This is a genomic window from Salinibacterium sp. G-O1 (assembly GCF_030063305.1).
Lineage (GTDB): Bacteria > Actinomycetota > Actinomycetes > Actinomycetales > Microbacteriaceae > Rhodoglobus.
In genome coordinates, this window is record NZ_JASISV010000003.1 from 60911 (window position 1) to 83484 (window position 22574).

At 68.2% G+C, this 22574-nt stretch carries 23 protein-coding genes; 13 read left to right on the forward strand and 10 right to left on the reverse strand.

The genetic code is table 11. The features are described 5' to 3' along the window. Window positions 1-37: 37 nt before the first annotated feature. The 6 genes from QMG83_RS11890 to QMG83_RS11915 all read right to left on the reverse strand — a co-directional run bounded on the left by QMG83_RS11890 (window position 38) and on the right by QMG83_RS11915 (window position 4736). Complete coding sequence (locus tag QMG83_RS11890) at window positions 38-706, reverse strand: class I SAM-dependent methyltransferase (RefSeq protein WP_283505621.1); 669 nt, start codon at window positions 704-706, stop codon at window positions 38-40. Next, window positions 703-1344: a TIGR04282 family arsenosugar biosynthesis glycosyltransferase gene (locus QMG83_RS11895; protein ID WP_283505622.1), complete on the reverse strand. Its 642-nt coding sequence runs from the start codon at window positions 1342-1344 to the stop codon at window positions 703-705. The genes QMG83_RS11890 and QMG83_RS11895 overlap by 4 nt, the downstream gene beginning before the upstream one ends. Beyond that, the gene (locus QMG83_RS11900; protein ID WP_283505623.1) at window positions 1341-2027 is read right to left on the reverse strand and encodes a glycosyltransferase family 2 protein; all 687 of its coding nucleotides are present in this window, start codon (window positions 2025-2027) and stop codon (window positions 1341-1343) included. The genes QMG83_RS11895 and QMG83_RS11900 overlap by 4 nt, the downstream gene beginning before the upstream one ends. A 3-nt stretch (window positions 2028-2030) precedes the next feature. Then, on the reverse strand, window positions 2031-2717 hold the full coding sequence (locus QMG83_RS11905) for a DedA family protein (RefSeq protein ID WP_283505624.1): 687 nt from the start codon (window positions 2715-2717) through the stop codon (window positions 2031-2033). 166 nt (window positions 2718-2883) lie between these two features. Then, entirely contained in the window at window positions 2884-3939 is a 1056-nt protein-coding gene (locus QMG83_RS11910; RefSeq protein WP_283505907.1) for an NAD-dependent epimerase/dehydratase family protein, read from the reverse strand. Continuing rightward, complete coding sequence (locus QMG83_RS11915) at window positions 3933-4736, reverse strand: MTAP family purine nucleoside phosphorylase (RefSeq protein WP_283505625.1); 804 nt, start codon at window positions 4734-4736, stop codon at window positions 3933-3935. Before QMG83_RS11915 ends, QMG83_RS11910 begins: the two co-directional genes overlap by 7 nt. Window positions 4737-4779: 43 nt before the next feature. On the opposite strand from QMG83_RS11915, the gene QMG83_RS11920 reads away from it, so the two are divergent. From QMG83_RS11920 to QMG83_RS11945, 6 genes are all read left to right on the forward strand, one after another. Continuing rightward, complete coding sequence (locus QMG83_RS11920; protein WP_283505626.1) at window positions 4780-5991, forward strand: DegT/DnrJ/EryC1/StrS family aminotransferase; 1212 nt, start codon at window positions 4780-4782, stop codon at window positions 5989-5991. Then, the gene (locus QMG83_RS11925; protein ID WP_283505627.1) at window positions 5991-7199 is read left to right on the forward strand and encodes a polysaccharide biosynthesis protein; all 1209 of its coding nucleotides are present in this window, start codon (window positions 5991-5993) and stop codon (window positions 7197-7199) included. The genes QMG83_RS11920 and QMG83_RS11925 overlap by 1 nt, the downstream gene beginning before the upstream one ends. A gap of 2 nt (window positions 7200-7201) precedes the next feature. Continuing rightward, window positions 7202-7873: a sugar transferase gene (locus tag QMG83_RS11930; protein WP_283505628.1), complete on the forward strand. Its 672-nt coding sequence runs from the start codon at window positions 7202-7204 to the stop codon at window positions 7871-7873. Between the two features lie 31 nt (window positions 7874-7904). Then, the gene (locus QMG83_RS11935; RefSeq protein WP_283505629.1) at window positions 7905-9470 is read left to right on the forward strand and encodes a molybdopterin-dependent oxidoreductase; all 1566 of its coding nucleotides are present in this window, start codon (window positions 7905-7907) and stop codon (window positions 9468-9470) included. Between the two features lie 91 nt (window positions 9471-9561). Continuing rightward, window positions 9562-9741 (forward strand): hypothetical protein, encoded by a 180-nt coding sequence (locus QMG83_RS11940; protein WP_283505630.1) that lies wholly within the window; start codon window positions 9562-9564, stop codon window positions 9739-9741. Between the two features lie 150 nt (window positions 9742-9891). Further along, a complete protein-coding gene (locus QMG83_RS11945) occupies window positions 9892-10809 on the forward strand; it encodes a putative endonuclease domain-containing protein (RefSeq protein ID WP_283505631.1) in 918 nt (305 codons plus the stop codon). Between the two features lie 106 nt (window positions 10810-10915). Here the strand turns inward: QMG83_RS11945 and QMG83_RS11950 are convergent, their stop codons facing one another. Beyond that, window positions 10916-11464: an MOSC domain-containing protein gene (locus QMG83_RS11950; RefSeq protein WP_283505632.1), complete on the reverse strand. Its 549-nt coding sequence runs from the start codon at window positions 11462-11464 to the stop codon at window positions 10916-10918. 40 nt (window positions 11465-11504) lie between these two features. On the opposite strand from QMG83_RS11950, the gene QMG83_RS11955 reads away from it, so the two are divergent. Genes QMG83_RS11955 through QMG83_RS11985 form a run of 7 tightly spaced genes read left to right on the forward strand, consistent with a single transcriptional unit; the run spans window position 11505 to window position 19576 of the window. Further along, window positions 11505-13283 (forward strand): ABC-F family ATP-binding cassette domain-containing protein, encoded by a 1779-nt coding sequence (locus QMG83_RS11955; RefSeq protein ID WP_283505633.1) that lies wholly within the window; start codon window positions 11505-11507, stop codon window positions 13281-13283. Between the two features lie 4 nt (window positions 13284-13287). Further along, on the forward strand, window positions 13288-14295 hold the full coding sequence (locus tag QMG83_RS11960; RefSeq protein ID WP_283505634.1) for a 3-oxoacyl-ACP synthase III family protein: 1008 nt from the start codon (window positions 13288-13290) through the stop codon (window positions 14293-14295). Then, entirely contained in the window at window positions 14292-15068 is a 777-nt protein-coding gene (locus QMG83_RS11965) for a glycosyltransferase family 2 protein (protein WP_283505635.1), read from the forward strand. Before QMG83_RS11960 ends, QMG83_RS11965 begins: the two co-directional genes overlap by 4 nt. Further along, window positions 15068-16237: a cytochrome P450 gene (locus QMG83_RS11970; RefSeq protein WP_283505636.1), complete on the forward strand. Its 1170-nt coding sequence runs from the start codon at window positions 15068-15070 to the stop codon at window positions 16235-16237. The genes QMG83_RS11965 and QMG83_RS11970 overlap by 1 nt, the downstream gene beginning before the upstream one ends. Continuing rightward, the gene (locus QMG83_RS11975) at window positions 16234-17739 is read left to right on the forward strand and encodes a class I adenylate-forming enzyme family protein (protein WP_283505637.1); all 1506 of its coding nucleotides are present in this window, start codon (window positions 16234-16236) and stop codon (window positions 17737-17739) included. The genes QMG83_RS11970 and QMG83_RS11975 overlap by 4 nt, the downstream gene beginning before the upstream one ends. Further along, window positions 17736-18641, forward strand: coding sequence for an NAD-dependent epimerase/dehydratase family protein (locus QMG83_RS11980; protein ID WP_283505638.1), 906 nt, complete (start codon window positions 17736-17738; stop codon window positions 18639-18641). Before QMG83_RS11975 ends, QMG83_RS11980 begins: the two co-directional genes overlap by 4 nt. Window positions 18642-18643: 2 nt before the next feature. Continuing rightward, window positions 18644-19576 carry a cation diffusion facilitator family transporter gene (locus tag QMG83_RS11985; protein ID WP_283505639.1) on the forward strand — a complete coding sequence of 311 codons (933 nt, stop codon included), beginning with the start codon at window positions 18644-18646 and terminating at the stop codon, window positions 19574-19576. On the opposite strand, the gene QMG83_RS11990 is transcribed toward QMG83_RS11985, so the two are convergent. The 3 genes from QMG83_RS11990 to QMG83_RS12000 are packed head-to-tail and all read right to left on the reverse strand — an operon-like array spanning window position 19573 to window position 22352. Next, window positions 19573-20811: a cytochrome P450 gene (locus QMG83_RS11990; protein ID WP_283505640.1), complete on the reverse strand. Its 1239-nt coding sequence runs from the start codon at window positions 20809-20811 to the stop codon at window positions 19573-19575. The genes QMG83_RS11985 and QMG83_RS11990 overlap by 4 nt on opposite strands. A 49-nt stretch (window positions 20812-20860) precedes the next feature. Beyond that, the gene (locus QMG83_RS11995) at window positions 20861-21868 is read right to left on the reverse strand and encodes a YeiH family protein (RefSeq protein ID WP_283505641.1); all 1008 of its coding nucleotides are present in this window, start codon (window positions 21866-21868) and stop codon (window positions 20861-20863) included. Continuing rightward, on the reverse strand, window positions 21861-22352 hold the full coding sequence (locus QMG83_RS12000; RefSeq protein ID WP_283505642.1) for a MarR family winged helix-turn-helix transcriptional regulator: 492 nt from the start codon (window positions 22350-22352) through the stop codon (window positions 21861-21863). Before QMG83_RS12000 ends, QMG83_RS11995 begins: the two co-directional genes overlap by 8 nt. Window positions 22353-22574: the final 222 nt, after the last annotated feature.

A 22574-nucleotide genomic window follows, 5' to 3' on the forward strand; every position in this document is an offset into this window, starting at 1 on the left:
GCATCGCTGAATCGGGCAGCTGCTCCGCGTGCGGAGGCTATGTGATCTTGGCGAGACGGCAGAACGCGCGCCCGTCGATCTCCCAGGACTGAACGAGCTCGAGGCCGAGGTGGTCGAGCATCAGGCACAGGCGATCGAGGCCGATCTCGGCCCAGGGGAATGAGTCGCTGCGGTTGCCGTGACTGTCGACAACCTCCGCGAAGTAGTGCTCCTCGTGGCTGGCGTCAGCATTCAGCTCGATCACGATCTCGCCGGTCGCTGACAGCAGGTCGCGGCAGCGGGCCAGCAGGCTCGGGATGTCGCCACCGATGCCCACGTTTCCGTCGACGAGTAGCGTGGTCTGCCACATTCCCTCACCGGGCACACGGTCGAAGACTGAGCCCTGGAAGAACGAACCGCCGAGGCTGCCGGCGATCTCGAGCGCGGCCGCCGAGACGTCGATGCCCACGGCGTGCATCCCGAGATTCATCGCGGCGCGCACCATGCGGCCGGGGCCGCAACCGATGTCGAGCACAGGCCCGGTGACGCGCGAAAGCAGGGTGAGGTCGACGTGATCGGCGTCGGCGTTCCAGCGCGACACATCCATCGTCACGCGGGTGGTGGCACTGGTGCGGGTGTCGCTCAGGTAGAGCAGATCACCGCCGCGCAGGGCGCTGGCGTACGGCTCCGCACCACCGGCGCCGAAGGTTGCTACCGCGAGGCTCATCGGTTTGCCTGCTCGAACTGGTCGAGGGTGCGGGCGAACAGCGTGTGGGGTGCGATCCCGGCCACTTCGCGGGCGGAGTCGATGGTGTCGACATCCGTGAGCGTGGGGAGGGTGCCCACCGTCAGGCCGGCCTCGTGCAGTCGTGCGAGCTGGGCCGCGCCCGTGTCATCCTGCGACATTTCGACACCGCGGATGAGGTCACCGCGAGGTTCGCGCATGCCGAGCGCCCAGAAGCCGCCGTCGGTTGCCGGGCCGAACCAGGCATCGACGTCGCTGTCTGCGCCGTTCAGCGGCCAGCCGCCGAACGCGGGAGCCAGGTCGTCAGAGGTCAGCTGCGGAGTATCCATGCCGATCAGCAGCATCGGTTCGGTGCACTCGTCGAAAATGGCGCCTAAACGCAGGTCGAGAGTGCCAGTTGTTTGCCCAGTCACGTCATAGTCTTCGGAGCGAGCGGGCGGGCGGTTGCCTTCGAACAGCAGAATTCGGCGCGTGGCAGGTAACGATTGCATTGCGGCCAAGGTGTCATCGATGGCGGCCGCCGCGAGGCTGGCGGCCTGTTCGAGAGTCAGCGGGGGATGCAGTCTGGTCTTCGCTTTGCCGGGCAGCGGCTCTTTGGCGATGAGAACGAGGGTAGTCACGTCAGGGTATTCGGAGCCCTACGCTGAGCGGCTAGGAGCCGTGACATATCTTTTACCGCGATGATCGTGCCCTTGAGGGTGCCGGTGACCTTCGACCTGCCGACTCTGGGGGAGTACGGAGTGTCGACCTCGGTAATGCGCCAGCCCGCGTTGTGAGCCTTGAGCACGAATTCGAGGGGGAAGCCGCTGCGGCGGTCACGCAGGTCGAGGGCGACGACCGCGTCGCGCCGGGCGGCGCGCATCGGCCCGAGATCGCTGAAAGTGATGCCGGTCGCGCGTCGCATCAGCAGCGCGAGGGCGCGATTGGCGATGCGGGCATGGATGGGCCAGGCCCCGCGGGTGGTCGGCTTTCTGCGCCCCAGCACGAGGTCGCTCGTTCCGGCGCGCACAGGGTCGACGACTTTTGGCAGGTCTGCCGGGTCCATGGACGCGTCAGCATCGCAGAACGCCACGATCGGAGCCGTCGCCGCGGTGAGTCCGGCGTGCGCGGCAGAACCGAAGCCGCGGATCGGCTCAGTGACAACGAGAGCACCGTGTTCCAGGGCCACCTCGGCCGAGCGATCTGTCGACCCGTTATCGACGACGATCGCGCGGTAGCCCTCCGGAAGTCGTGACAGCACCCAGGGCAGCGCGCCCTCCTCGTTGAGGCAGGGAAACACGACGTCAACGATGGGGGTGGGCACTCGTCAGATGCTAGCGGTGTCGGCAGTGTGATCGCCGGGATCGGCTTCGCGCCGAGCCGAGCGGTCCATCACGAGCGCCCTGATTCCGGCGATGATGGATGCGAGGATCACGAGCCCGGCGACGACATAGGCGATCGGACGGAGCTGCGGTTGCGAGCCTGCCGCGTAGCCGACGACGGTGATCAGGACTCCCCACGACACCGCGCTCACGAGGTTGGCGGTGAGGAATCGCCAATAGGCCATGCCCGCGATTCCGGCCACCGGGGGAACAAACACCCGGCCCCAGGGGATGTACCGGGCCACCACCACAGACCACCAGCCGAACAGTTCATAGAAGCGCTCGGTGCGCGCGATGCCCGCCTGCATCCATCGTCCGCGGCGTCGACTCAGGTAGGGGCGCCCGAAGTGGCGGCCCAGAACGAAACCGACCTGGTCGCCCGCAAAGGCGGCAACGCCCACCCCGATCGCGAGAACCCAGATCGACAGCCTGTCGTTGGTGGCCGTGGCGATCCCGGCCGCGAAAAGCAGTGAATCGCCGGTGATGAATGGGATGAAGACACCCACGAACAGCGCGGTGCCGACAAAAACGAGGCCCCACACGGCGAGATAGAAGGCGATCGGGCCCACCTGGGTCAGCAGGTCGGCGAGCTGATCACCGATCGTGGGGGATGCCGTCACGCTGGCGGGCATGTCTCCTCCAGGTCGGACTCGGGTCGGATCAAGCATAGGCCGCGTCATCCATAGTGCAGTTGTGGCCGTTTCGAGTCGCCGAAAGCGGCAACAATCGCACACTCGATTGTGGGAGGAGCGGCGCGGCGGCGCGGCGGCGCGGCGGTGCAGCGGCGGGGGATCCCGCCTAGGTCACCGCGGGGCGCAGCGGGGCGGTGGCGAACTCGCGCATGCCGTCGTCGAAGCTGACGGCGGGCATCCACGACAGTTCATTTCTGAGGCGGGCGGATGACGCGGTGATGTGCCGCACGTCACCGAGCCGGTACTCGCCCGTGGTTACGGGCGGCAGACCGCCGGAGTGCAGGCTCACCTGGGCCGCGAGCTCCCCGATGGTGTGCACGACTCCGCTGCCGACGTTGAAGGCCCGGAAGCTGCCGCTGGTGGCACTGAACGTCCAGTCGATGGCAGCGAGGTTCGCCGACGCGACATCCCGAACGTGTACGAAATCGCGGCGCTGCCCGCCATCCTCGAACACCTTCGGCGCTTCGCCGCGCTCGACCGCGCTGCGGAACAGCGACGCGACTCCCGCGTACGGGGTGTTCTGCGGCATCCCAGGCCCGTAGACGTTGTGATACCTCAGCGCCACGGCGGTGCCGCCGGTCGCGCGCGTCCAGGAGCTGGCGAGGTGCTCCTGCGACAGCTTCGTCGCGGCGTAGACGTTGCGCGGGTCGAGTGGGGCATCCTCGTCGATGAGCTCCGGCACCAGCGGATTGCCGTCGGCGTCGAGCGGATCGAAGCGGCCGGCGTCGAGGTCCGCGACGGCGCGCGGTGCGGGTCGGGTGAGCCCATTCGGGCCGGAGTACGCCCCCTCGCCATAGACGACCATGGAGCTGGCGACCACAAGCCTGCCGACGCCGGCGGCCGTCATGGCGGCCAGCAGCATGGCGGTGCCGAGGTCATTCGAGCCGACGTAATCCGGGGCGTCGAAGAAGTCGACGCCGAGCCCTACCTTGGCGGCCTGGTGGCAGACGACCGAAACCCCGTCGAGGGCGGATGCCACTGCAGCAGCATCGCGCACGTCGGCGTGCACGAACTCGACGCCCTGCGGCGCCACGGGTGCGTCGCCGTGCACATCGGCCCGCAGCGAGTCGAGCACCCGCACCGTCTCGCCGCGCTGGAGCGCTTCGGCGACGATCGCGCTGCCGATGAACCCGGCTCCGCCGGTGATCAGGATGGTCACGATGCGCTCCGGGCAAGCACCGCGGCGACTTCGGCGGGGGAGATCAGCTCGCGCGGAGCGTAACTGTCGGGGATCGCCGCCACGACAGCCTCGAGCGCAGCGATGATGCGGGGCTGAGCCTCGGCAAACCTCGCGAACACGAGCTCTGCGCTCAGCTCCTCATCGGCGGGCGCCGCGTCGGCATCCGTGACGTAGGCGATGTTGACGGTGCCGATGTTCAGCTCCGACGCCAGCGGCACCTCCGGGTACAGGGTCATGTTGACGATGTCGGCCCCTGCGGCGCGAAACCAGTGCGACTCTGCCCTGGTCGAGAATCGCGGGCCCTGGATGACCACAACCGTGCCGGCCATGATGGCGACGCCGGCGAGGGCGTCTTCCGCTGCCTCGTGCAGGGCGGGGCAGAACGGGTCTGCCGACGAGAGGTGCTGCACCGAGCCCCGGTCGTAGAACGTGTCGGCGCGGCCCCACGTCCGGTCGATGTATTGGTCGGCGAGCACGAGGCTGCCGGGCGGGTACGCGGGATTGACCCCTCCCACGGCAGCGGTCGACACGATCGCCCTCACACCAAGAGAGGCGAGCGCCCAGACGTTGGCCCGGTAGTTGATCAGGTGAGGAGCGGCGGTGTGGCCGACCCCGTGGCGCGGCAGGAACGCCACGCTGCGACCGGCGAGCACCCCGGTGGTGACATCCACTGGCCCATAGGGCGTGGCAACGGTCTGGGTCTCAGAGTCGGCTGGCGGGAACAGCGAGTAGAGGCCCGAACCGCCAATGACGGCGATGGATGTGCTGGTGATGCTCATGGCACGAGTCTGCCACCACGGTTCCTTGATAGATTTACTGCCGATGCCCATCCCTTTCTCCCTGCCCCTGATCGATGACGATGTCATCGCCGAGGTGAACGACGCTCTCACGGGCACAGGCTGGCTCACGACCGGCCCCAAGGTGCGCGAGCTCGAGGCCGAGATCGGCAAGATCACCGGCACCCCCGTGTTGTGTGTGAACTCCTGGACCTCCGGCGCGATGCTGATGCTGCGCTGGTTCGGGGTCGGCCCCGGCGACGAGGTCATCATTCCCGCGTACACCTACAGCGCCACCGCGCTGTGCGCCATGAACCTCGGTGCGACAGTCGTGATGGTGGATGTCGACGACGACTTCACGATCTCCGCCGCCAATATCCGCGCCGCGATCACCCCACGCACGAAGGCCGTCATCCCGGTCGACATGGCCGGCTGGCCCGCAGACTACGACGCCATCAGGGCGGTGCTGGCGGAGCCAGCGGTGGTCGCACAGTTCGCCGCGTCGACCGAGCGCCAGCACAAGCTGGGGCGCATCCTGCTCATCTCGGATGCCGCGCATTCGATCGGCTCGACCTACAAAGGCCAGCCGAACGGCAAGCAGGCCGATGCCGCCATCTTCTCGCTGCACTCCGTGAAGAACATCACCACGGGGGAGGGCGGCGCGATCTGCATCAACCTGCCCGAGCCGTTCGACAACGACGACGAGTACGTTTTCCTTCGCGCCTTCGCGCTCAACGGCCAGACCAAGAGCGCGTTCGAGAAGAACCAGCCGGGTGCCTGGCGGTACGACATCATCGACCAGGGCATGAAAGTCAACATGCCCGACATCGGTGCCGCGATCGGGCTCGCGCAGATCCGCAAGTACGAATCGACGCTGCTGCCCGACCGCAAACGCATCTTTGCCCAGTACCAGGACGGTTTCGCCGACCGCGACTGGGCGATCCTGCCGGTGTCGAAGAACGATGAGCGCGAAAGCTCGTGCCACCTCTACATGCTGCGCATCGCCGGCGCGAGCGAGACCGCGCGGGACGCGATCATCCAGGAAATCGCCGACCGTGGAGTCGGCGTCAACGTGCACTACATCCCGATGGCGAGCCTCACCCTCTTCAAGAACCGGGGATACGACATCGCCGACTACCCGAAGACGCTCGAACTGTACTCGAACGAGATCACCCTGCCGTTGTTCAACGGGCTCACCGACGAGCAGGTCGCCGAAGTGATCCGCGTCGTAATCGAGTCCGTCGAGAGCGTGCTGTGATGCTCGACCTCGAGAGCTTCATCGCGAAGCATGTGACGGGCCGCGACGAGTCGCTGTTCGCCGCAGACCTCGCCGCCCACGAAGACGAACTGCGCGAGGCCATCGCCGGTCGTTCCGTGCTTGTCATCGGGGGAGCCGGCACGATCGGGTCGTCGTTCATCCACGCACTGTTGCCGTTCGAGCCTGCGCGACTCTTCGTCGTCGACCTCAACGAGAATGCGCTGACCGAGCTCACCCGCGACCTGCGCAGCGTCGCCGGGCAGTTCGTGCCGGACGATTACAAGACCTACCCCATCAGCTTCGGTGACCCCGTCTTCGCCAGGATGATGCGCCGCGAGGGCCCGTTCGATGTCGTCGCCCACTTCGCCGCCCACAAGCACGTGCGCAGCGAGAAAGACCGCTACTCCATCGAGGCGATGCTCGAGAACAACGTGATGAACACCGTCGCGCTGCTCGAATTGCTTCTGGAGCAGCCGCCGCAGCACTTCTTCTGCGTCTCCACCGACAAGGCGGCCAACCCCGCCAATGTGATGGGCGCCTCCAAGAAGCTCATGGAGGAGGCAGTGCTCGCATACTCTTCGCTGCTGCCCGCCGTCACCGCTCGCTTCGCCAACGTCGCGTTCTCCAACGGCAGCCTGCCCGCCGGGTTCCTCGAACGGATCACCAAGGGCCAGCCGCTCTCGGCCCCACACGACGTGCGCCGCTACTTCGTCTCGCCGGCGGAGAGCGGCCAGCTGTGCCTGCTGGCCTGTGTACTCGGCGCGCCGGGGGAGATCTTCTTCCCCGAACTCGACGAACCCCGGATGCTCACCTTCTCGACCATCGCCGACGCGTTGTTGCGCGACCTCGGTTACGAGCCGGTGCTGTGCGCCAGCGAGGATGAGGCGCGAGAGGCCGCCGCGCGGCACGTCGCCGGGGATTCCACCTGGCCGGTGTACTACTTCGCGTCAGAGACCTCGGGCGAGAAGCCGTTCGAGGAGTTCTTCACGGCCGACGAGGAGGTCGACCACGCGCGGTTCGACTCCCTCGGCGTGATCGCCGGCAGCACGCACAACGATGTGGCGAGCATCCGGTCGACCATCGCCGACCTGCGCACCCTGTTCGAAAGCCCCGACCTCGCCAAAGGCGCCATCGTCGAGACCCTCACCAGGCTTGTGCCGAGTTTCCACCACGTGGAGACCGGCAAGAGCCTGGATGCGAAAATGTGACCGTGAGCCGTTTCTTCAAGAGGTTCTTCGACGTGCTGGTCGCCGCCGTCGCTTTGCTGATCCTGACCCCATTGCTGCTGCCCGTCATGCTCGCGCTCAGGCTCACAGGCGAGGGCGAGGTCTTCTACCGGCAGAAGCGAATCGGCTTCCAGAACGACACCTTCAACATCCTGAAATTTGCGACGATGCTGAAGAACAGCCCCAACATGGGCACCGGCAGCCTCACGGTGCGCGGCGACCCGCGCGTCACCCCGCTCGGGCACGGGCTGCGGGCAACCAAGGTCAACGAGCTGCCGCAGCTTATCAACGTGCTCGTCGGCGACATGAGCTTCGTCGGGCCGCGGCCGCAGATGCAGATCGACTTCGACGTGTATCCCCAGCATGTTCGCGAGCGAATCTACGAGGTTCGGCCCGGAGTGACCGGTATCGGGTCGATCGTCTTCCGCGACGAGGAACGACTGCTGTCGCGAGAGGGCATCGAGCCGCGCGAGTTCTACACCGAGAAGATCGCGCCATACAAGGGCGAACTCGAAATGTGGTACCTCGAGCACCAGTCGCTGTGGCTGGATGCCCAACTCATGATGCTCACCGTGCACGCCGTGCTGCGGCCGGAGTCCGACGCCGTGTACCGCCGGTTCCCCGACCTGCCGGCCCGTCCCGAGTGGATGGACTGAACTCACAATTGCGAGCGTTAGCATCACGACTATGGAGCGCAGGCGAGTAACCCTTTGGTCCGCGGTCACCGGAGTGCTCGCGGCCGTGGTGACCCTGGCCATCGCCGAGGTCTTCGCGGCGTTCATGGCGACGCCGGGCAGCAGCCCGCTTTTCGCGGTCGGCTCCGCGGTCATCGACCTGGTCCCGGCGTGGTTCAAAGAGCTCGTGATCTCGCTCTTCGGCACCGGCGACAAGGTCGCCCTGTTCGTGGTGCTCGGTGTGCTGGTGCTAGCCCTCGCGGTTGTCGTCGGCGTGCTGCAGTACCGCAGGCCGCCGTGGGGCTCCGTTGTCCTGGCCGCTGTCGGAGCTGTCGCTGTCGTCGCCGTCGCGACCCGGCCGACCTCCTCGGCGCTGTGGGCGTTGCCGACGCTCGCCGGGGTGTTTGGCGGCATCCTGGTGCTTCGAGCGACCTCCAATAAGTTGCGCGACTGGGTCGACTCCACGGCTGCCGCCCCGACCGCGCAGCGCGCCGCCACCCGTACCTCGGTCACCCGCCGCAGATTCTTCATCCTGCTCGGCGGAACCGCGGCAGGAGCGGTGGTCGTGGGTCTCGGAGCACGGGCGCTCAACGCGGGAAGTGCGGCCGTGAACGTGGTCCGTGAGGCCCTGTCGCTGCCGAAACCCACCACCCCGGCACCGCCGATTCCCGCGGGGGCCGCACTCGACATCCCCGGGATCACCCCGCTGGTGACGAGCAACGACACTTTCTATCGCATCGACACGGCGCTGCAGGTGCCCGTCATCGATGCCTCGACGTGGAGGCTGCGCATCACCGGCATGGTCGACAACGAGGTCGAGATCGGTTTCGACGAGCTGCTGGCGCTGCCCATGACCGAGCACGTTGTGACGCTGATGTGCGTCTCGAACGAGGTCGGCGGCTCCCTCGTCGGCAACGCGACCTGGCTCGGCTACCCCATCAGGGAGCTGCTGAAGCGCGCCGGCCCGCCGGCCGGCGCCGACATGGTGCTCTCCACGAGCATCGACGGCTTCACGGCCGGAACGCCGCTCGACGTGCTGCTCGAGGAGGATCGCGAGTCGCTGCTGGCGGTCGGGATGAACGGTGAGCCGCTGCCCATCCAGCACGGCTTCCCGGTGCGGATGGTCGTGCCCGGGCTCTACGGCTACGTCTCGGCCACCAAGTGGGTCGTCTCCCTGAAGGTCACCACCTTCGCCGCAGACATGGGCTACTGGACCCCGCGCGGCTGGGACGCCCTCGGGCCCGTGAAGACGGCATCCAGAATCGACGTTCCCTCGAGCGGAGCCTCAGTGCCCGCCGGAACCGTCGTTGTCGCCGGCGTCGCCTGGGCGCAGCACCGCGGTGTCGAAGGCGTCGAGGTGCGGGTCGACGACGGTGACTGGCAGCCAGCGTCGATGGCGGAAGCCATCTCGATCGACACCTGGCGCCAGTGGCACTTCGAGTGGGATGCGCCCAGCGGCAACCACACCGTCGCCGTGCGCGCGACCGGCGCTCCCGGCGACACCCAGCGCGAGAATCGGGTTCCCGTCGCGCCGAACGGCTCTGAGGGCTTTCACACCATCACGGTCAACGTCACCTGACGTGTCCCCATTTTTGGGGCATCCGTTGGGCGTTGCTGTGCCCGTACAGTGGAGTTGGCGCGGGGGCGTCGCAAGAAAAACGGGGGAAATAATGTCCGTTACGACGCACGATCGACTTCTGTCATCGAATATCCGGGCGATCCAGCTGGGCAGTGACGAAGCAGAGGGCAACCGTCGCGGCCAGGGCTGGCTTATCGTTCTGGGAACCTCGGCATTGCTGTGGACGGGCATCATCGTCGCAGTGGTCGGCATCGCGGGTCTCGGCGTCTAGGGCACGCTTCGTGCGCTGATGCGTCATCCATAGTGCAATTGCTGTCGTTATGACCTGGTCATAGCGGCATTACGCGCACTATCGATTGCCGTCGCGCATAACTGGGGATGGATGTCGCGGCAGAAGCCGCACCTCGGCCACACTCGCCGCATGCGACCTCCGTCCGACCTGCCGATGGAACTCGGCCATCACTTCTCCTGCGATGCCGCCGTCAGCGTCGGAGTCTCACGCCGACGTCTCAGGGGCGGCGACCTCGATTCTCGATTCCGGGGTTCGCGCTCAGTGCCGGTTGCGACGCGGCACACCGACGAATTCGCGCGGCTGCACCACGCACTGGTGCAACGATGCCTCGCGTTCATCCCCGTGGCGCCAGCCGAATTTTGTTTCAGCCACGGCACGGCCGCCACGCTGTACGGGATACCGCTGCCTCTGCGACTCCGACGCGACCTGCGAATCGACGTGAGTGTGCCGGTGGCTCGGCCCCAGCCCCGAGCATCCGGGGTACGCGGTCACCGGCTCAACCTGTGGGAGGTGCGCGTTTTTCGCGGCATGCCGCTTGTTGCACCAGCTGTCGCGTGGGCGCAGGTCGCGAATGTGCTGACCCTGGACGAACTCGTGATTGCTGGCGATTATCTCGTGCAACGCAAGCATCCGAAGTCCTCCCCGGACGATCTCGTCGCGGCGGCGAGCGTACCGAGGCGAGGCGCACGGCAGGCGCGACGAGCGCTGCTGGATGTGCGCGTTGGCACCGATTCGCCTCCCGAATCCGAGCTGCGCCTCGTACTGGTGCGCGCGGGACTGCCCGAACCGCTGATCGGCCACACGGTCATCCACGAGGGATATTTCGTGGGAACCCCCGATCTGGCCTATGTCGAGCAGAAGGTCGCGATCGAGTACCAGGGCAGCGGCCACTGGCTGGATCGTGACGTCTTCGAGGACGACATCATCCGTCGGGAGCTGTTCGAGCGTGCCGGCTGGAAGGTCATCCTCGTCACGGCGCCGAGACTGCGGCAGCCGGCGCAGTTGGCGGCAGAGGTCGCCGCGGTCCTGCGCGAGCGAGCGGTGTGACGGTCTCGAGCGAGCCCGAACCGATCGAGTGTGCAGTTGTGGTCGCTTGGCGCGAGCAATAGCGACAACAAGTGCGCTATCGATGCGCGGGGAGACGGCAGCGCGGCTAGAACAGGCGCGCCGGCTCCGTGGATGCCACGGCGCGGCGTACGACGGCGGGGCCGAGCAGCAGCGTTCCGCTGGTGAGCGGCTCGCAGCGCATGCCGCCACGCTGGCGAAGTGCCCGGTGGGCGCCGGGGGCCAGCACCACGTCCATCCACGCGCACGGATTCGCGGGACGGTGGGCGAGCAGCACGACCGGGCCGAGTCCGCTGTCGATGCTGAACGTCTCGCCGCGCATCGCATCGATATCGAGCCCGCGCACGATCACGTTGCGGCGGGTGTCTGCCGCGTCAAGTTGCGCCGTAGCGAGGGTGCGCGCGACATGCTCCACCGATTCGGCGGCCATCACGGTCACCGAGGCGGTGAGGTGCGCCCGCCGCCCGAAGTGACGGTCGCCGACGATACCCAGCCCCGCCCGAACCTCGATGGATTCGTGCAGCTCGCGGGTAGTGGCATCCAGTGGTCCGTCCGCAGGTCGGCCTTCGTATCTGTGCCGCGACGAGGCGAGCAGCAGCTCGATCGTCACCTCGGTCTCGAACGGTAGCTGCTGCACCCAACAACGCTACCCGCCGAGCGCGGATAAGCTTGCGCGAATGGCACACCTTCTGGGCGCTGAGGCGCTGCACCTCGAATATCCGACCCGCGTTATCTTCGACAAGATCACGATCGGGCTCGACGAGGGCGATCGCATCGGCATCGTCGGCCGCAACGGCGACGGCAAGTCCACCCTGCTCCGGATGCTCGCGGGCCGCCTCGAGCCCAACTCGGGCCGCGTCACCCGCCGTGGCGGTGTCACGATCGGCATGCTCGACCAGGCCGACGAGCTCGAGGGCTCCCTCACGGTGCACCAGACCGTCATCGGAGACATCGACGAGCACGTGTGGGCCGGAGACCCGAAGGTTCGCGACGTCATCGCGGGGCTCATCGCCGACCTTCCGTGGGAGGCGAGTGTCGCAGACCTGAGCGGTGGCCAGCGCAGGCGCGTCGCGCTCGCGGCCCTGCTGATCGGCGACTACGACATCATCTTCCTCGATGAGCCCACCAACCACCTCGACGTCGAGGGCATCACCTGGCTCGCCCGGCACCTCAAGCGGCGCTGGTCGCCGAACGCCGGTGGGCTCGTGGTGGTCACTCACGACCGGTGGTTCCTGGACGAGATCTGCACCGCCACCTGGGAGGTGCACGACCAGCTGATCGAGCCGTTCGAGGGCGGATACGCCGCCTACATCCTGCAGCGCGTCGAGCGCGACCAGATGGCGGCGACGGTGGAAGCGAAGCGCCAGAACCTCATGAAGAAGGAGCTGGCGTGGCTGCGTCGTGGCGCACCCGCGCGCACCGCGAAGCCCAAGTTCCGCATCGACGCCGCCAACGAGCTGATCGCGAACGAGCCGCCGGCGCGTGACAGCGTCAGCCTCGCATCCATGGCTATGCAGCGTCTCGGCAAAGACGTCGTCGACCTCGAGAACATCTCTGTCGCGTACGGCGACAAGAAGGTGCTGACGGATGTCACGTGGCGGATCGCCCCCGGAGAGCGCACGGGAATCCTCGGGGTGAACGGCGCGGGCAAGAGCACGCTGCTGTCTCTCGTCGCCGGGAGCCTCCTGCCGACGAGCGGCAAGGTGAAGCGCGGAAAGACCATCAAGGTCGCCACCCTCACGCAGCAGCTCGCCGAGCTGGAAGACGTGTGGAACGACCGCGTCAGCGACGTCATCTCGCGCCAGAAGAGCACGTACATCACCGGCGGCAAGGAGATGACGCCGAGCCAGATGCTCGAGCGCGTCGGGTTCGCCAGTGCGCAGCTCAGCACCCAGGTCAAAGACCTCTCTGGTGGACAGAAGCGCCGACTGCAGCTGCTGCTCATCCTGCTGTCCGAGCCGAACGTGCTGATTCTGGATGAGCCCACCAACGACCTCGACACCGACATGCTCGCCGCCATCGAGGACCTGCTCGACACCTTCCCAGGGACGCTGCTGGTGGTGAGCCACGACAGGTACCTGGTCGAGCGCGTCACGGACCAGCAGTACGCGGTGATGAACGGTTCGTTGCGTCACCTGCCCCGCGGTGTCGACCAGTACCTCGAGCTGCGCGCCGAGCAGGACAAGGCCGCCAACAGCACCTCGAGCGCCTCGACGAAGGCCGCCCCGAAACTGGGTGGCGCCGAACTGCGCACCAGCCAGAAGGAGTTCGCGGCCGCCGGTCGCAAGCTCGAGAAGTACGCCGGCCAGATCGCCGAGCTGCACAGCAAACTCGCCGCGCACGACCAGGGCGACTACGTGGGACTCGGCGCGATCTCGAAAGAACTGCAGGCAGTGGAGGCAGCACAGTCTGAGCTCGAGCTGCGTTGGCTCGAGCTCGAAGAACTGCTCGGCTAGCCCCTTGCGCGCAGCGTCAGCCCGGATCGCGGCCGTCGGCGTTTATCTGCCAGAGCACACCCGCACCACAGCCGAAACCGAGCGGCAGTTGCGCGCGCTGAATCCGACCCTGAACCTGGCGACCGGCCTGATCCATCGCCTGACCGGTGTCGACACCGTGCACCTGCGCCCGGCAGGCTGGCAGTGCTCTGATCTGGCTGTCGCAGCCTCGACGGTGGCGCTCGCCGAGTCGCCCGGCCCCATCGACCTCCTGATCTTTGCCAGCGCCAGCCAGGACCTGGTTGAACCCGCCACGAGTCACATCGTCGCAGCCAAGCTGGGGCTCGAGTGCCCGGTGATGGACGTGAAGAACGCGTGCAACAGCGTGCTGAACGGCATGCAGGTCGCCGAGGCCCTCATCGCCAGCGGGCAGTACCGCCGCGTGCTGGTGGCCTGCGGCGAGGAACCGTCCCTCGGGGTGCGCTGGCAGGTGAGCAGCCACGACCAGTTCATCAGGTCGTTCCCCGGCTACACGATGAGCGACGGCGGGGCCGCGGTCATCCTCGAGGCGACGGACGACCCGCACACGGGCATCCTCGACTCGTCATTCATCGCCGTGTCGAGCAACTGGAACGTCGGCACGCTCTCGATCGGGGGTTCCCTGAACCCTCGCGACGCCGAGTTGAGCTACTTCGACATGGACGGCGCCGCTCTGCAGAAGGCGTTCCTTGACCTCGGCCCGCAGCCGGTGCTCGACATCCTCGGACGCAACCGGCTGAGTTGGGACGACATCGACCTGGTCGCGATCCACCAGGTGGCGCTGCCGTACCTGCCGCCGATCTTCGACCGGCTCGGGGTAGCCCAGGGCAAATCCGTGATCACCGTCGCGGATCACGGCAACCTCGCCTCCGTGACGCTGCCACTGCAGTTGTCGCTGGCGAAGGCGAGCGGGCAGGTCGGTCCCGGCAGCCTCGTGCTGCTGATCGGGCTCGCCGGCGGCATCAGCCTCGGGCTCATGCTGGTGCGACTGTGACCGGGCCACGGCTGGCGATCGTCGTCCCCGTGTTCAACGAGGCGGCGGGCATCCAGCCGACACTTCGCGCGCTGGCTGGCCAGCACGACCGCGACGTCGACGTGGTGTTCGTCGACAATTCTTCGACGGATGCCTCGACCGCCGTCATCCGGGATTTCATCGAGTCGAACGGCCTCAGCCGCTGGCGCGTGGTCACCGAGACGCAGAAGGGAACCGGCGCCGCCGCCGATACCGGGATGCGCGAGGCCATCGCGGCTGGCGCCACGATGCTGGGCCGCACCGACGCCGACTGCCTCCCTCGCGCCGACTGGACAGCGTCGCTGCGGCGCGCGCTCACCGCGACTGCCGACGGTGGGCTCGGTCTGCGGCTCGTGGGTGGTGAACTCGTGCCCCGCCACGACGAGGGTCTCAGCATCGGCAAGCGCGTGTTGCTTCGCGCCGCCGTCGAGCTCGCCGAGGCGTTCGGGCGCATCCGGCCGGGAAATCGTGGCGGCGACTACCGGGGGCCGTACATGATGGCCGCGGGATGCAACGTGGGGATCACGGCCGAGCTGTATGTGGCGGCCGGCGGGTTTCCGCGCACGGCGATCGAGGATCTCCACGAAGACCGCGCGCTCGTCAACGCGGTGCGCAGGCTGACCTCCGACTACGCGCGACGGAGGGACGTCGTCGTCTTCGGCTCGTCGCGCCGGGTGGAGGCGTGGGGACTCAAAAACACGCTGCTTTGGTACAAGGATCACGCGTACCGGCCCGACCACGTGGACATCAGGTGATGACGCTCGCGCCGGCACCGCTCGCCGCGCGCTGGGAGGAGCGCGTGATGCGTTCGGCGCATCCGCTGGCGTATCCACTGCTCAACGCGGTGAAGCGACCGGTGTTGCGGGTGCCTGGTCTGGGTGTGCTGGTGACGGATGCCACGCTGCTGCGGGCCGTGCTCATGGACACCACGGGGTTCACGAAGACCGGCCCCGGCAGCCCGAGTGACCTGTGGACGCCTGTGCTCGGCCCGAGCGTGCTGCTGAACATGGAGGGCGCCGACCATCTCGCGCTCAGGCGCAGACTCGGCCCGCTCTTCGCGCCGTCGTATGTCGATCCGCTCGCTGCAGCCTCGCTGGGGGAGCCGGCCGCTCAGCTGACGGCTCGACTGCGCTCGGGTGAGAGCGTCGACCTCGTCGAGGTTGTCAAAGGTTTCGCCAGCGCGATGATCGGCCAGCTGGTCGGGCTGACGGCGGTCGACGACGAGCTGTTCGACCGGGTCTCGTCGATCACGCGGTTCGTGCGGCTGTCCAGACCCACACTGACGCCGCCCCAGGTTGCCAGCGCGAGGAGCATTCTCGACGAGCTGACTGTGCACGCCCGCGCCGCGTGGGCGGAGGGGGATGACGCGACGGTGCCCGGCCGGATGCGGTCGCTCGGCCTGTCTGAGGCGGAGGCGATGGGGGCCGTCGGGGCGTTCGTGCTCACCGGAACCGAGACCCTCGTGTCGTACATCCCGCGGCTCATCGCACTGTTGGTCGATTCGGAGTGGCTTCCCCTGGTGGCCGCCGACCGCGCTCTCGCCGAACCGGCGATCGCCGAGGGCCTGCGGGTGACCACCCCGTCGCCCGTCATGCTGCGCAGCGTCTCAGCGTCGAGCCCGCCGGATGCCGCCATCGGCTCCGTGCGCGTGCACCCCGGCGACCGGGTGATCCTGGCCACCTTCGCGGCGAACCGGGCGCTCGGAGCCTTCGACCCCGCCGCCAACGTCGCCGGCACGCTGAAGCAACTGTGGTTCGGCGCTGGCACCCACTTCTGCCTCGGTGCGCCGCTCGCGATGGCGCAGATCCGCCTGACGCTCGACGCGATCCTGGATGCCGGCGGGGCGCTCAGCATCACCTCGCGAACTCCGGCACGCGGTGTGCTCATCCCGTCCTACGCATCGCTCACGGTGCGCTCAACATGACCGACATCCTCGCGGCTGTTCTGGCCGCCTGCGACCGGTGGCCAGACGCCCCGGCGATGACCCTCGGGCGTCGCACGCTCAGCTACGCCCAGCTACGATCCCGGGTGCTTGGCGTCGCGGGCGCGCTCGCGGAGCGTGGGCTTCAGCCCGGCGACCGGGTGCTCTTCTCGGTGCGGCCGGGGCTCGACGGCATCAGCCTCGCACTCGGGATCATCGCGGCCAGCGGCACAGTGGTGTTCGCCGACCCCGGTGCGGGCGAGGCAATGTTCCGTGCGCGGGCCGCGCTCGCCGCCCCACGCTGGGTGGCCGCGGAATCACTGCTGTACGCGGCGTCTGCCGGAGCCCTGCGGGGGATAGCGCGCCGCCGCGGGCTCGAACTGCCCGACTACGCCAGCGTCGTGCCGGGGGCGCTGCACCTCCACGCCGGCCCCTGGCTGCCCGGGGTGCCGAACGGATCGATCCCCGTGCGCACGCTTCTCGCGGAGCACGGTGGAGGGACGCTGGCCGGTGACCCCAGCGGCGAGGCACTCATCATCTTCACGAGCGGCACCACGAGTCATCCGAAAGCCGTCGTGCACTCACGCAGTTCCCTCGGCACCGGGCTCGCCGACTTCGCCGACCGGGTCGGGTTCGTTGCCGGCGAGCGGGTGCTCACCGACCAGCTGATGGTCGGCATTCCCGCCCTGATTTCGGGAGCGCACTGGAGGCTGCCACCGGCGGGCGCCGACCCCGGCGCGAAGCCCGCCGCCTACCTCGACCTGCTCCCGCGCGCCGACGTTCTGTTCGCCGTGCCGGCCGCCCTCGACGCCATGCTCAGGATGCTCGAACGCGAGCCAGCGAAAACTCCGACGCTGCGGGCGCTGCTCATCGGCGGGGCTCCCGTGCTGCGCCCCCTGCTGGAGCGTGTGCGTCGGCAACTGCCCGGCACCCGCGTTCTCGCGATCTATGGCATGACCGAGATCCTGCCCGTCGCCATCGCCGACGCCACCGAGAAGCTCGACTGGACGGAACCCGGCGACCTCGTGGGCGAGCTGATGAGTACCGTGGATGCGCGCATCGAGGAGGGTGAGCTTGTCGTCGCCGGCCCCGGCCTCGCCCTCGGCTACCTGGGGCAGCCGCCGCTCAACGAGCTGCACACGGGCGACCTTGCGTTGATCGACGGTCGTCGACTCGTGTTGTCTGGCCGAAGCAAAGACATGTTCATCCGGGGCACGACCAACGTCTATCCGGGCCTGTACGAACCGGTGATCGCCGGCATCCCGGGCGTCGCTGAGGCGGCGATGGTGGGCGTGCCTGACGAGGTCGGCGACGACGCGATAGTGCTCGTCATCGTGCCGGGGGCGGGGTTCGACGAGGCAGCGGTGCGGCGGGCACTGCCCGGGCTGATCGATGCCGCGGTGATGCCCGACCGCATCCAGCTGATGGATGCCCTGCCCAGGGCCGGCCGCAGCAGCAAACTCGACCGGGCTGCGCTCACCGCGATCGTGGCGGGCTCAGCATGAGGGTGGCGGTCACCGGGGCGAGCGGCTTCGTCGGTGGGGCCATCGCCACGGCGCTGGCCGAGCGCGGCCATGACGTCACCGGCTTCGGCCGCGCGCCGGCCGGCTGGCACGGCAACTACGAACAGTGGGACATCACCGACGGCGTTCGGGCGCTGAGCTCAGACGCGGTGGTGCACTGCGCCGCGCTCGCCGACGACTGGGCGCCGCTCAGTCAGTCACTGCGCGTGAACCGGCTCGGCACGCGTACCGTCGTCGCCAGCTTTCCCGGGGCCCGGGTCGTGCACCTCTCCACCTCGAGCGTGTACGACGCTTTCGTGCCCAACGTCCGGGTGCGCGAATCGCAGATCGCGACGCGGTTTTTGAACTCGTACCCGGAATCGAAGGCGGCGGCAGAGGCCGAGGTCGGCGACAACGCAGTCATCCTGCGGCCGCACGCCGTCTACGGTCCGGGGGATACGACGCTGCTCCCGCGTCTGGTGGCCGGAGTTCGGGGCCGCAGGCTCGTGCTGCCGGAGGGCGCGAAGGTCAGGCACACCCTCACCCACATCGACAACCTGGTGGATGCCGCGGAGCTGGCGCTCACCGGTCCCGTGGGCACCTACAACATCGGCGACGACGGCGACGTGCTGCTGTCTGACGTGCTCCGCGAGCTGCTCGACCGGCGTGGGCTGCGGGATGTCGCGATCGCCAGCATCCCGTATCGGGCCGCCTTCGCGACCGCCGGTGCCCTCGAGGCGATCCACCGGGCGACCGGGCGCGGGCCCGGGGCGGCAGCGCCGAGGCTGACCCGCTATGCGGTCAGCCAGCTCGGCCTCGAGCGCACCCTCGACCTCACCGCTGCGCGGAACGCGCTCGGGTACTCGCCCAGGCCCACGAGCCTGGCGAATGCGGAACAATGGTAGCGATGTCTCACGATCACGGGAGCCCCGCCACCGGCCACAACCACGGCGCCCGGTCGAGCCGCACGCGGCTGGCCCTCGCCCTCGGCATCACGGCGGCGGTGCTGGTCGCCGAGGTGATCGGGGCCATCATCACCGGCAGCCTCGCGCTGCTCGTGGATGCGGCTCACATGCTCACGGACGCCGGCGGGCTGACCATCGCCCTGCTCGCGGCGACCCTCGCCGGCCGCCCAGCCACGAAGAACCGCACGTGGGGGTTTGCCCGCAGCGAAGTGCTGGGCGCCACGGCCCAGGCGGCCGTGCTGCTCGCGGTCGGCATCTTCGTGGTGGTCGAAGCCGTTCAGCGCCTGTTCAACCCGCCCGAGATCGAGAGCGAACTTCTGCTGGTCTTCGGTGTGATCGGACTACTCGGCAATGTGGCATCCATTGTCATTCTGGCCAGCGAACGCGGCAAGAACCTCAACATGCGCGCGGCGTTCCTCGAGGTCATCAACGACGCGCTTGGCTCGGTCGCGGTGATCGTGGCCGCGATCGTGATCACGCTGACGGGCTTCCAGTTCGCCGACGCGATTGCCGCGATCCTCATCGGCGCGCTCATCGTGCCCCGGGCCGTGCTGCTGCTGCGCGACTCGACCAGCGTGCTGCTCGAGTCGACGCCGAAGGGTGTCGACCTCGACGCGGTGCGCGGCCACATCCTGAACCTCGACCACGTGACCGGCGTGCACGACCTGCACGTGAGTCAGATCGCGACCGGGCTTCCCGTGCTCACCGCTCACGTGGTGGTCGAAGACTCCTGTTTCTACGACGGCCACACCGCGCAGATGCTGGATGCCCTGCAGCACTGCGTTGCCGAGCACTTCGCCGTGCAGATCGAGCACTCCACATTCCAGCTCGAACCTGCCGCGCACGCCGCCCACGAGCATCCGACACACGACTAGGCCTTCTGCACGACCAGGCTCTCGTAGGCCGGGATCAGCACGCGCCTGCCATACCGGCGCGACACCACGCGGAACGGTCGGCCATCGCCCACCAGCAACTGCACGATCTTGGTGAGTTCGGCCCTCGCGAGCGGTCCGCCGAGGCAGAGGTGGCGGCCGGCGCCGAACCACAGCTGACGGTTCTGCGGGATGTACTCGCGGTCGACGCGAAACTGTCCAGCCAGATTGTTGGCCGTCCAGGTGAGCACGACTATGCGCTCCCCGGCTTTCAGGCGGTGCCCGCCGATATCGAGATCGGCCAGCACCGAGCGGCCGATAATCGGGGCGGGCGAGGTGACCCTCAGCGCCTCGCGAACCGCGCCATCCATCAACTCGGGATGCTCGATCAGCCTGTGCTGCTCACCCGTGTCGTACAGCAGGGCCGCCGTGCGCGCCATCGCGGACGCCGCCGTCTCGGTGCCGGCGACCATGAGCAGCGTCGAAAGCCCCTTCGTCTCCGTGAGGGTCAGGCCGTGGTCGCGGCATCGGCCGATGACCGTGTCGCCGGCGGCGGTCGCGAACGATCCGTCGATGTGACCCGTGAGCTTCTCGACGATCACCCTGGCGGCCGCGATCTTGTGCGGCGGCAGCACGGTGTCTGCGGTGGTTCCGAGGGCGGTGGCCGCGAGCTCTTCACCCGTGCGGAAGATGTCGAGGTATGCCTCGTCGGTGTCAGCGACATCCATTCCGAGCAGAGTGACGACCATCTGGCCGACCAGGATGCGCGAGAGGTCAGCCAGATCGATCGGTTCGCCCGCGTCGAAAGCGCGGCGGGCGTCGGCGATTCTGGAGCCCCACGCGCGCTCGACGAACTCGAAACTGGTTTTCTCGGTGAACAGTTCGCGGCTCTTCGTGCGCAGGTCGTAATGGCCGGGGCCGTCGAACAGGCCGTAGACCCAGTCGCCGAGAATCTGCGCCCACAGATGGCCGACGCCGCCCTCGCTCAACAGCGTGAAGTGGTCTGGGTCGTTGAGCACGGCGCGCGCGGTGAGCGGATCTGCGGTGATCCAGCCGAGCCTTGGCACCTTCAGCAGGGGCTTCGCGAACATCCCCAGCCAGTTCAGGATGGGCAGCTCGGGCCGGGCCGCGCTGAGCAGCCGATGTTCGTGCGCGGCGGCCGACCGCCCGATGCCGTCAGTGAGCGGGTTCAGCGTGCGTTCGCGCCGCGGCGGTCGAAGGTCAGCGGCAACGGGCACCGCCCCAATCTACTTTCAATTTTGGGGAGCTGGCGGGCCTGGCGAGGCGTCAGCGCAGGGCCGGAACCCCGGCTGCGGTGGCAACGGCGACGGCCCCGAGTGACATGGCAGCGATGGCGACCCAGGAGATCGCGGCGACCGCCAGCGGTCGCGCTCCCGTGCGGATCAGCTTGCCCACCCTGATCGCCGCGCCCAGCCCGAACAGGGCCATGCCCAGCAGCACCAGCTGGGCCGTGTCCGCGGCCTGGAGCAGGGCATCCGGAACCGGCACGAAGGTGCGCACGAGCACGGCGGCGATGAAGCCGACGAGGAACAGCGGAACCAGCGGAGGTCGTTTGCCCTCGCCGTCACGCTTCACGATGAGGCCCGTGATGGCGACCATCGGGGCGAGCATGGCGACGCGCGTCAGCTTCACCACGATGGCGATGGCGAGGGCGGAGGCTCCGGCGATCTGGGCGGTGGCCACCACCTGGCCGACATCGTGCACACTCGCGCCGGTCCACATGCCGAACTGTTCCGCGTCGAGGCCGAGCAGCGGCTGAAGCGCGGGCAGCAGCGCGATCGCGAGGGTGCCGCACAGGGTGACGAGCGCGATCGGGGTGGCCTGCTCCTCCTGCTTCGACCGCGTGACCCCGCTCATCGCTCCGATGGCGGATGCCCCACAGATCGAGAAACCGGCGGCGATCAACAGGGGCTGGTCGCCCGGCAGGCGCAGCAGCTTTCCGACGCCGAGCGTGAACAGGAAGGTCGCGATGACGATGAGCACGATCATCCCGAGCACCAGCCAGCCGAGCCCGGCGATGTCGACGAGACTGAGCTTCAGGCCCAGCAGCACGATCCCGATGCGCAACAGGCGCCGGGCCGCGGTGGCCAGGCCGGGCTGCAGGATTGCGCGCACCGCCGGGGGCCACGGCAGGGACGTGAACACGACGCCGAGCACGACGCAGACGGTGAGCGTCGGCGCCCACGGCAGCGCGGCGTTGGTGAGGCTCGCGAGAGCGAACGCGGCGAGCGCGAGGCCAAGACCCGGCAGCACCGCCCATAGTTTCTTAGTCAAAGTCGAGGCTCAGCTTGCGCAGCAGGGCGCTGAGTCGCTCCTGTTCGGCCTTCGGCAGCGACGCGAGCAGCTCATGTTCGGCTTCGAGCAGCATGCGGATCGCGGCATCCACCCGGTCACGCCCCGTCGCCGTCATCACGACCAGGATGCCGCGACCATCGTGCGGGTCGGTGCGGCGCTCGACCAGCTCACGGGTGACGAGCCGGTCGATGCGGTTGGTCATGGTGCCGCTCGAGACGAGGGTCTGCTGCAGCAGCGCCTTGGGGCTCAGCTGGTACGGAGCGCCAGCGCGACGCAGCGCCGAGAGCACGTCGAACTCCCACAATTCGAGGTCGGATGCCTCGAACGACGTCTTGCGTGCCCGCTCCAGGTGGCGGGCCAGCCGTGCCACGCGCGACAGCACTTGCATGGGGGAGAAGTCGAGGTCGGGGCGCTCACGCGACCACCCGTCGACGATGCGGTCGACTTCGTCGTTGGTGGGCATCCGTCAATTATCGCCCCTCGCGCGCGTGGCGGCCCACGGTGCGGCACGCGGTGCGGCGGCACGCGCGGCGGCGCCGGGTCGCGGTGCGGCTCGCGCGGCGCCGTGGTGCGGCGCGAGCCCGGCGGTGCCCGCGAGCGCCCGGGTCGGGCATCCACCCAAATGAAGGAGATTTCCGTTGGGAGTGCCGGTTTGCCAGGCAGAAGTGCCTGCATCCGCGATATC

Coding starts and splice junctions, on each gene's coding strand:
- QMG83_RS11890 (WP_283505621.1), bottom strand. CDS start 706: ATGAGCCTCGCGGTAGCAACCTTCGGCGCCGGTGGTGCGGAGCCGTAC.
- QMG83_RS11905 (WP_283505624.1), bottom strand. CDS start 2,717: ATGCCCGCCAGCGTGACGGCATCCCCCACGATCGGTGATCAGCTCGCC.
- QMG83_RS11915 (WP_283505625.1), bottom strand. CDS start 4,736: ATGAGCATCACCAGCACATCCATCGCCGTCATTGGCGGTTCGGGCCTC.
- QMG83_RS11920 (WP_283505626.1), top strand. CDS start 4,780: ATGCCCATCCCTTTCTCCCTGCCCCTGATCGATGACGATGTCATCGCC.
- QMG83_RS11925 (WP_283505627.1), top strand. CDS start 5,991: ATGCTCGACCTCGAGAGCTTCATCGCGAAGCATGTGACGGGCCGCGAC.
- QMG83_RS11935 (WP_283505629.1), top strand. CDS start 7,905: ATGGAGCGCAGGCGAGTAACCCTTTGGTCCGCGGTCACCGGAGTGCTC.
- QMG83_RS11940 (WP_283505630.1), top strand. CDS start 9,562: ATGTCCGTTACGACGCACGATCGACTTCTGTCATCGAATATCCGGGCG.
- QMG83_RS11945 (WP_283505631.1), top strand. CDS start 9,892: ATGCGACCTCCGTCCGACCTGCCGATGGAACTCGGCCATCACTTCTCC.
- QMG83_RS11955 (WP_283505633.1), top strand. CDS start 11,505: ATGGCACACCTTCTGGGCGCTGAGGCGCTGCACCTCGAATATCCGACC.
- QMG83_RS11970 (WP_283505636.1), top strand. CDS start 15,068: ATGACGCTCGCGCCGGCACCGCTCGCCGCGCGCTGGGAGGAGCGCGTG.
- QMG83_RS11975 (WP_283505637.1), top strand. CDS start 16,234: ATGACCGACATCCTCGCGGCTGTTCTGGCCGCCTGCGACCGGTGGCCA.
- QMG83_RS11980 (WP_283505638.1), top strand. CDS start 17,736: ATGAGGGTGGCGGTCACCGGGGCGAGCGGCTTCGTCGGTGGGGCCATC.
- QMG83_RS11985 (WP_283505639.1), top strand. CDS start 18,644: ATGTCTCACGATCACGGGAGCCCCGCCACCGGCCACAACCACGGCGCC.
- QMG83_RS12000 (WP_283505642.1), bottom strand. CDS start 22,352: ATGCCCACCAACGACGAAGTCGACCGCATCGTCGACGGGTGGTCGCGT.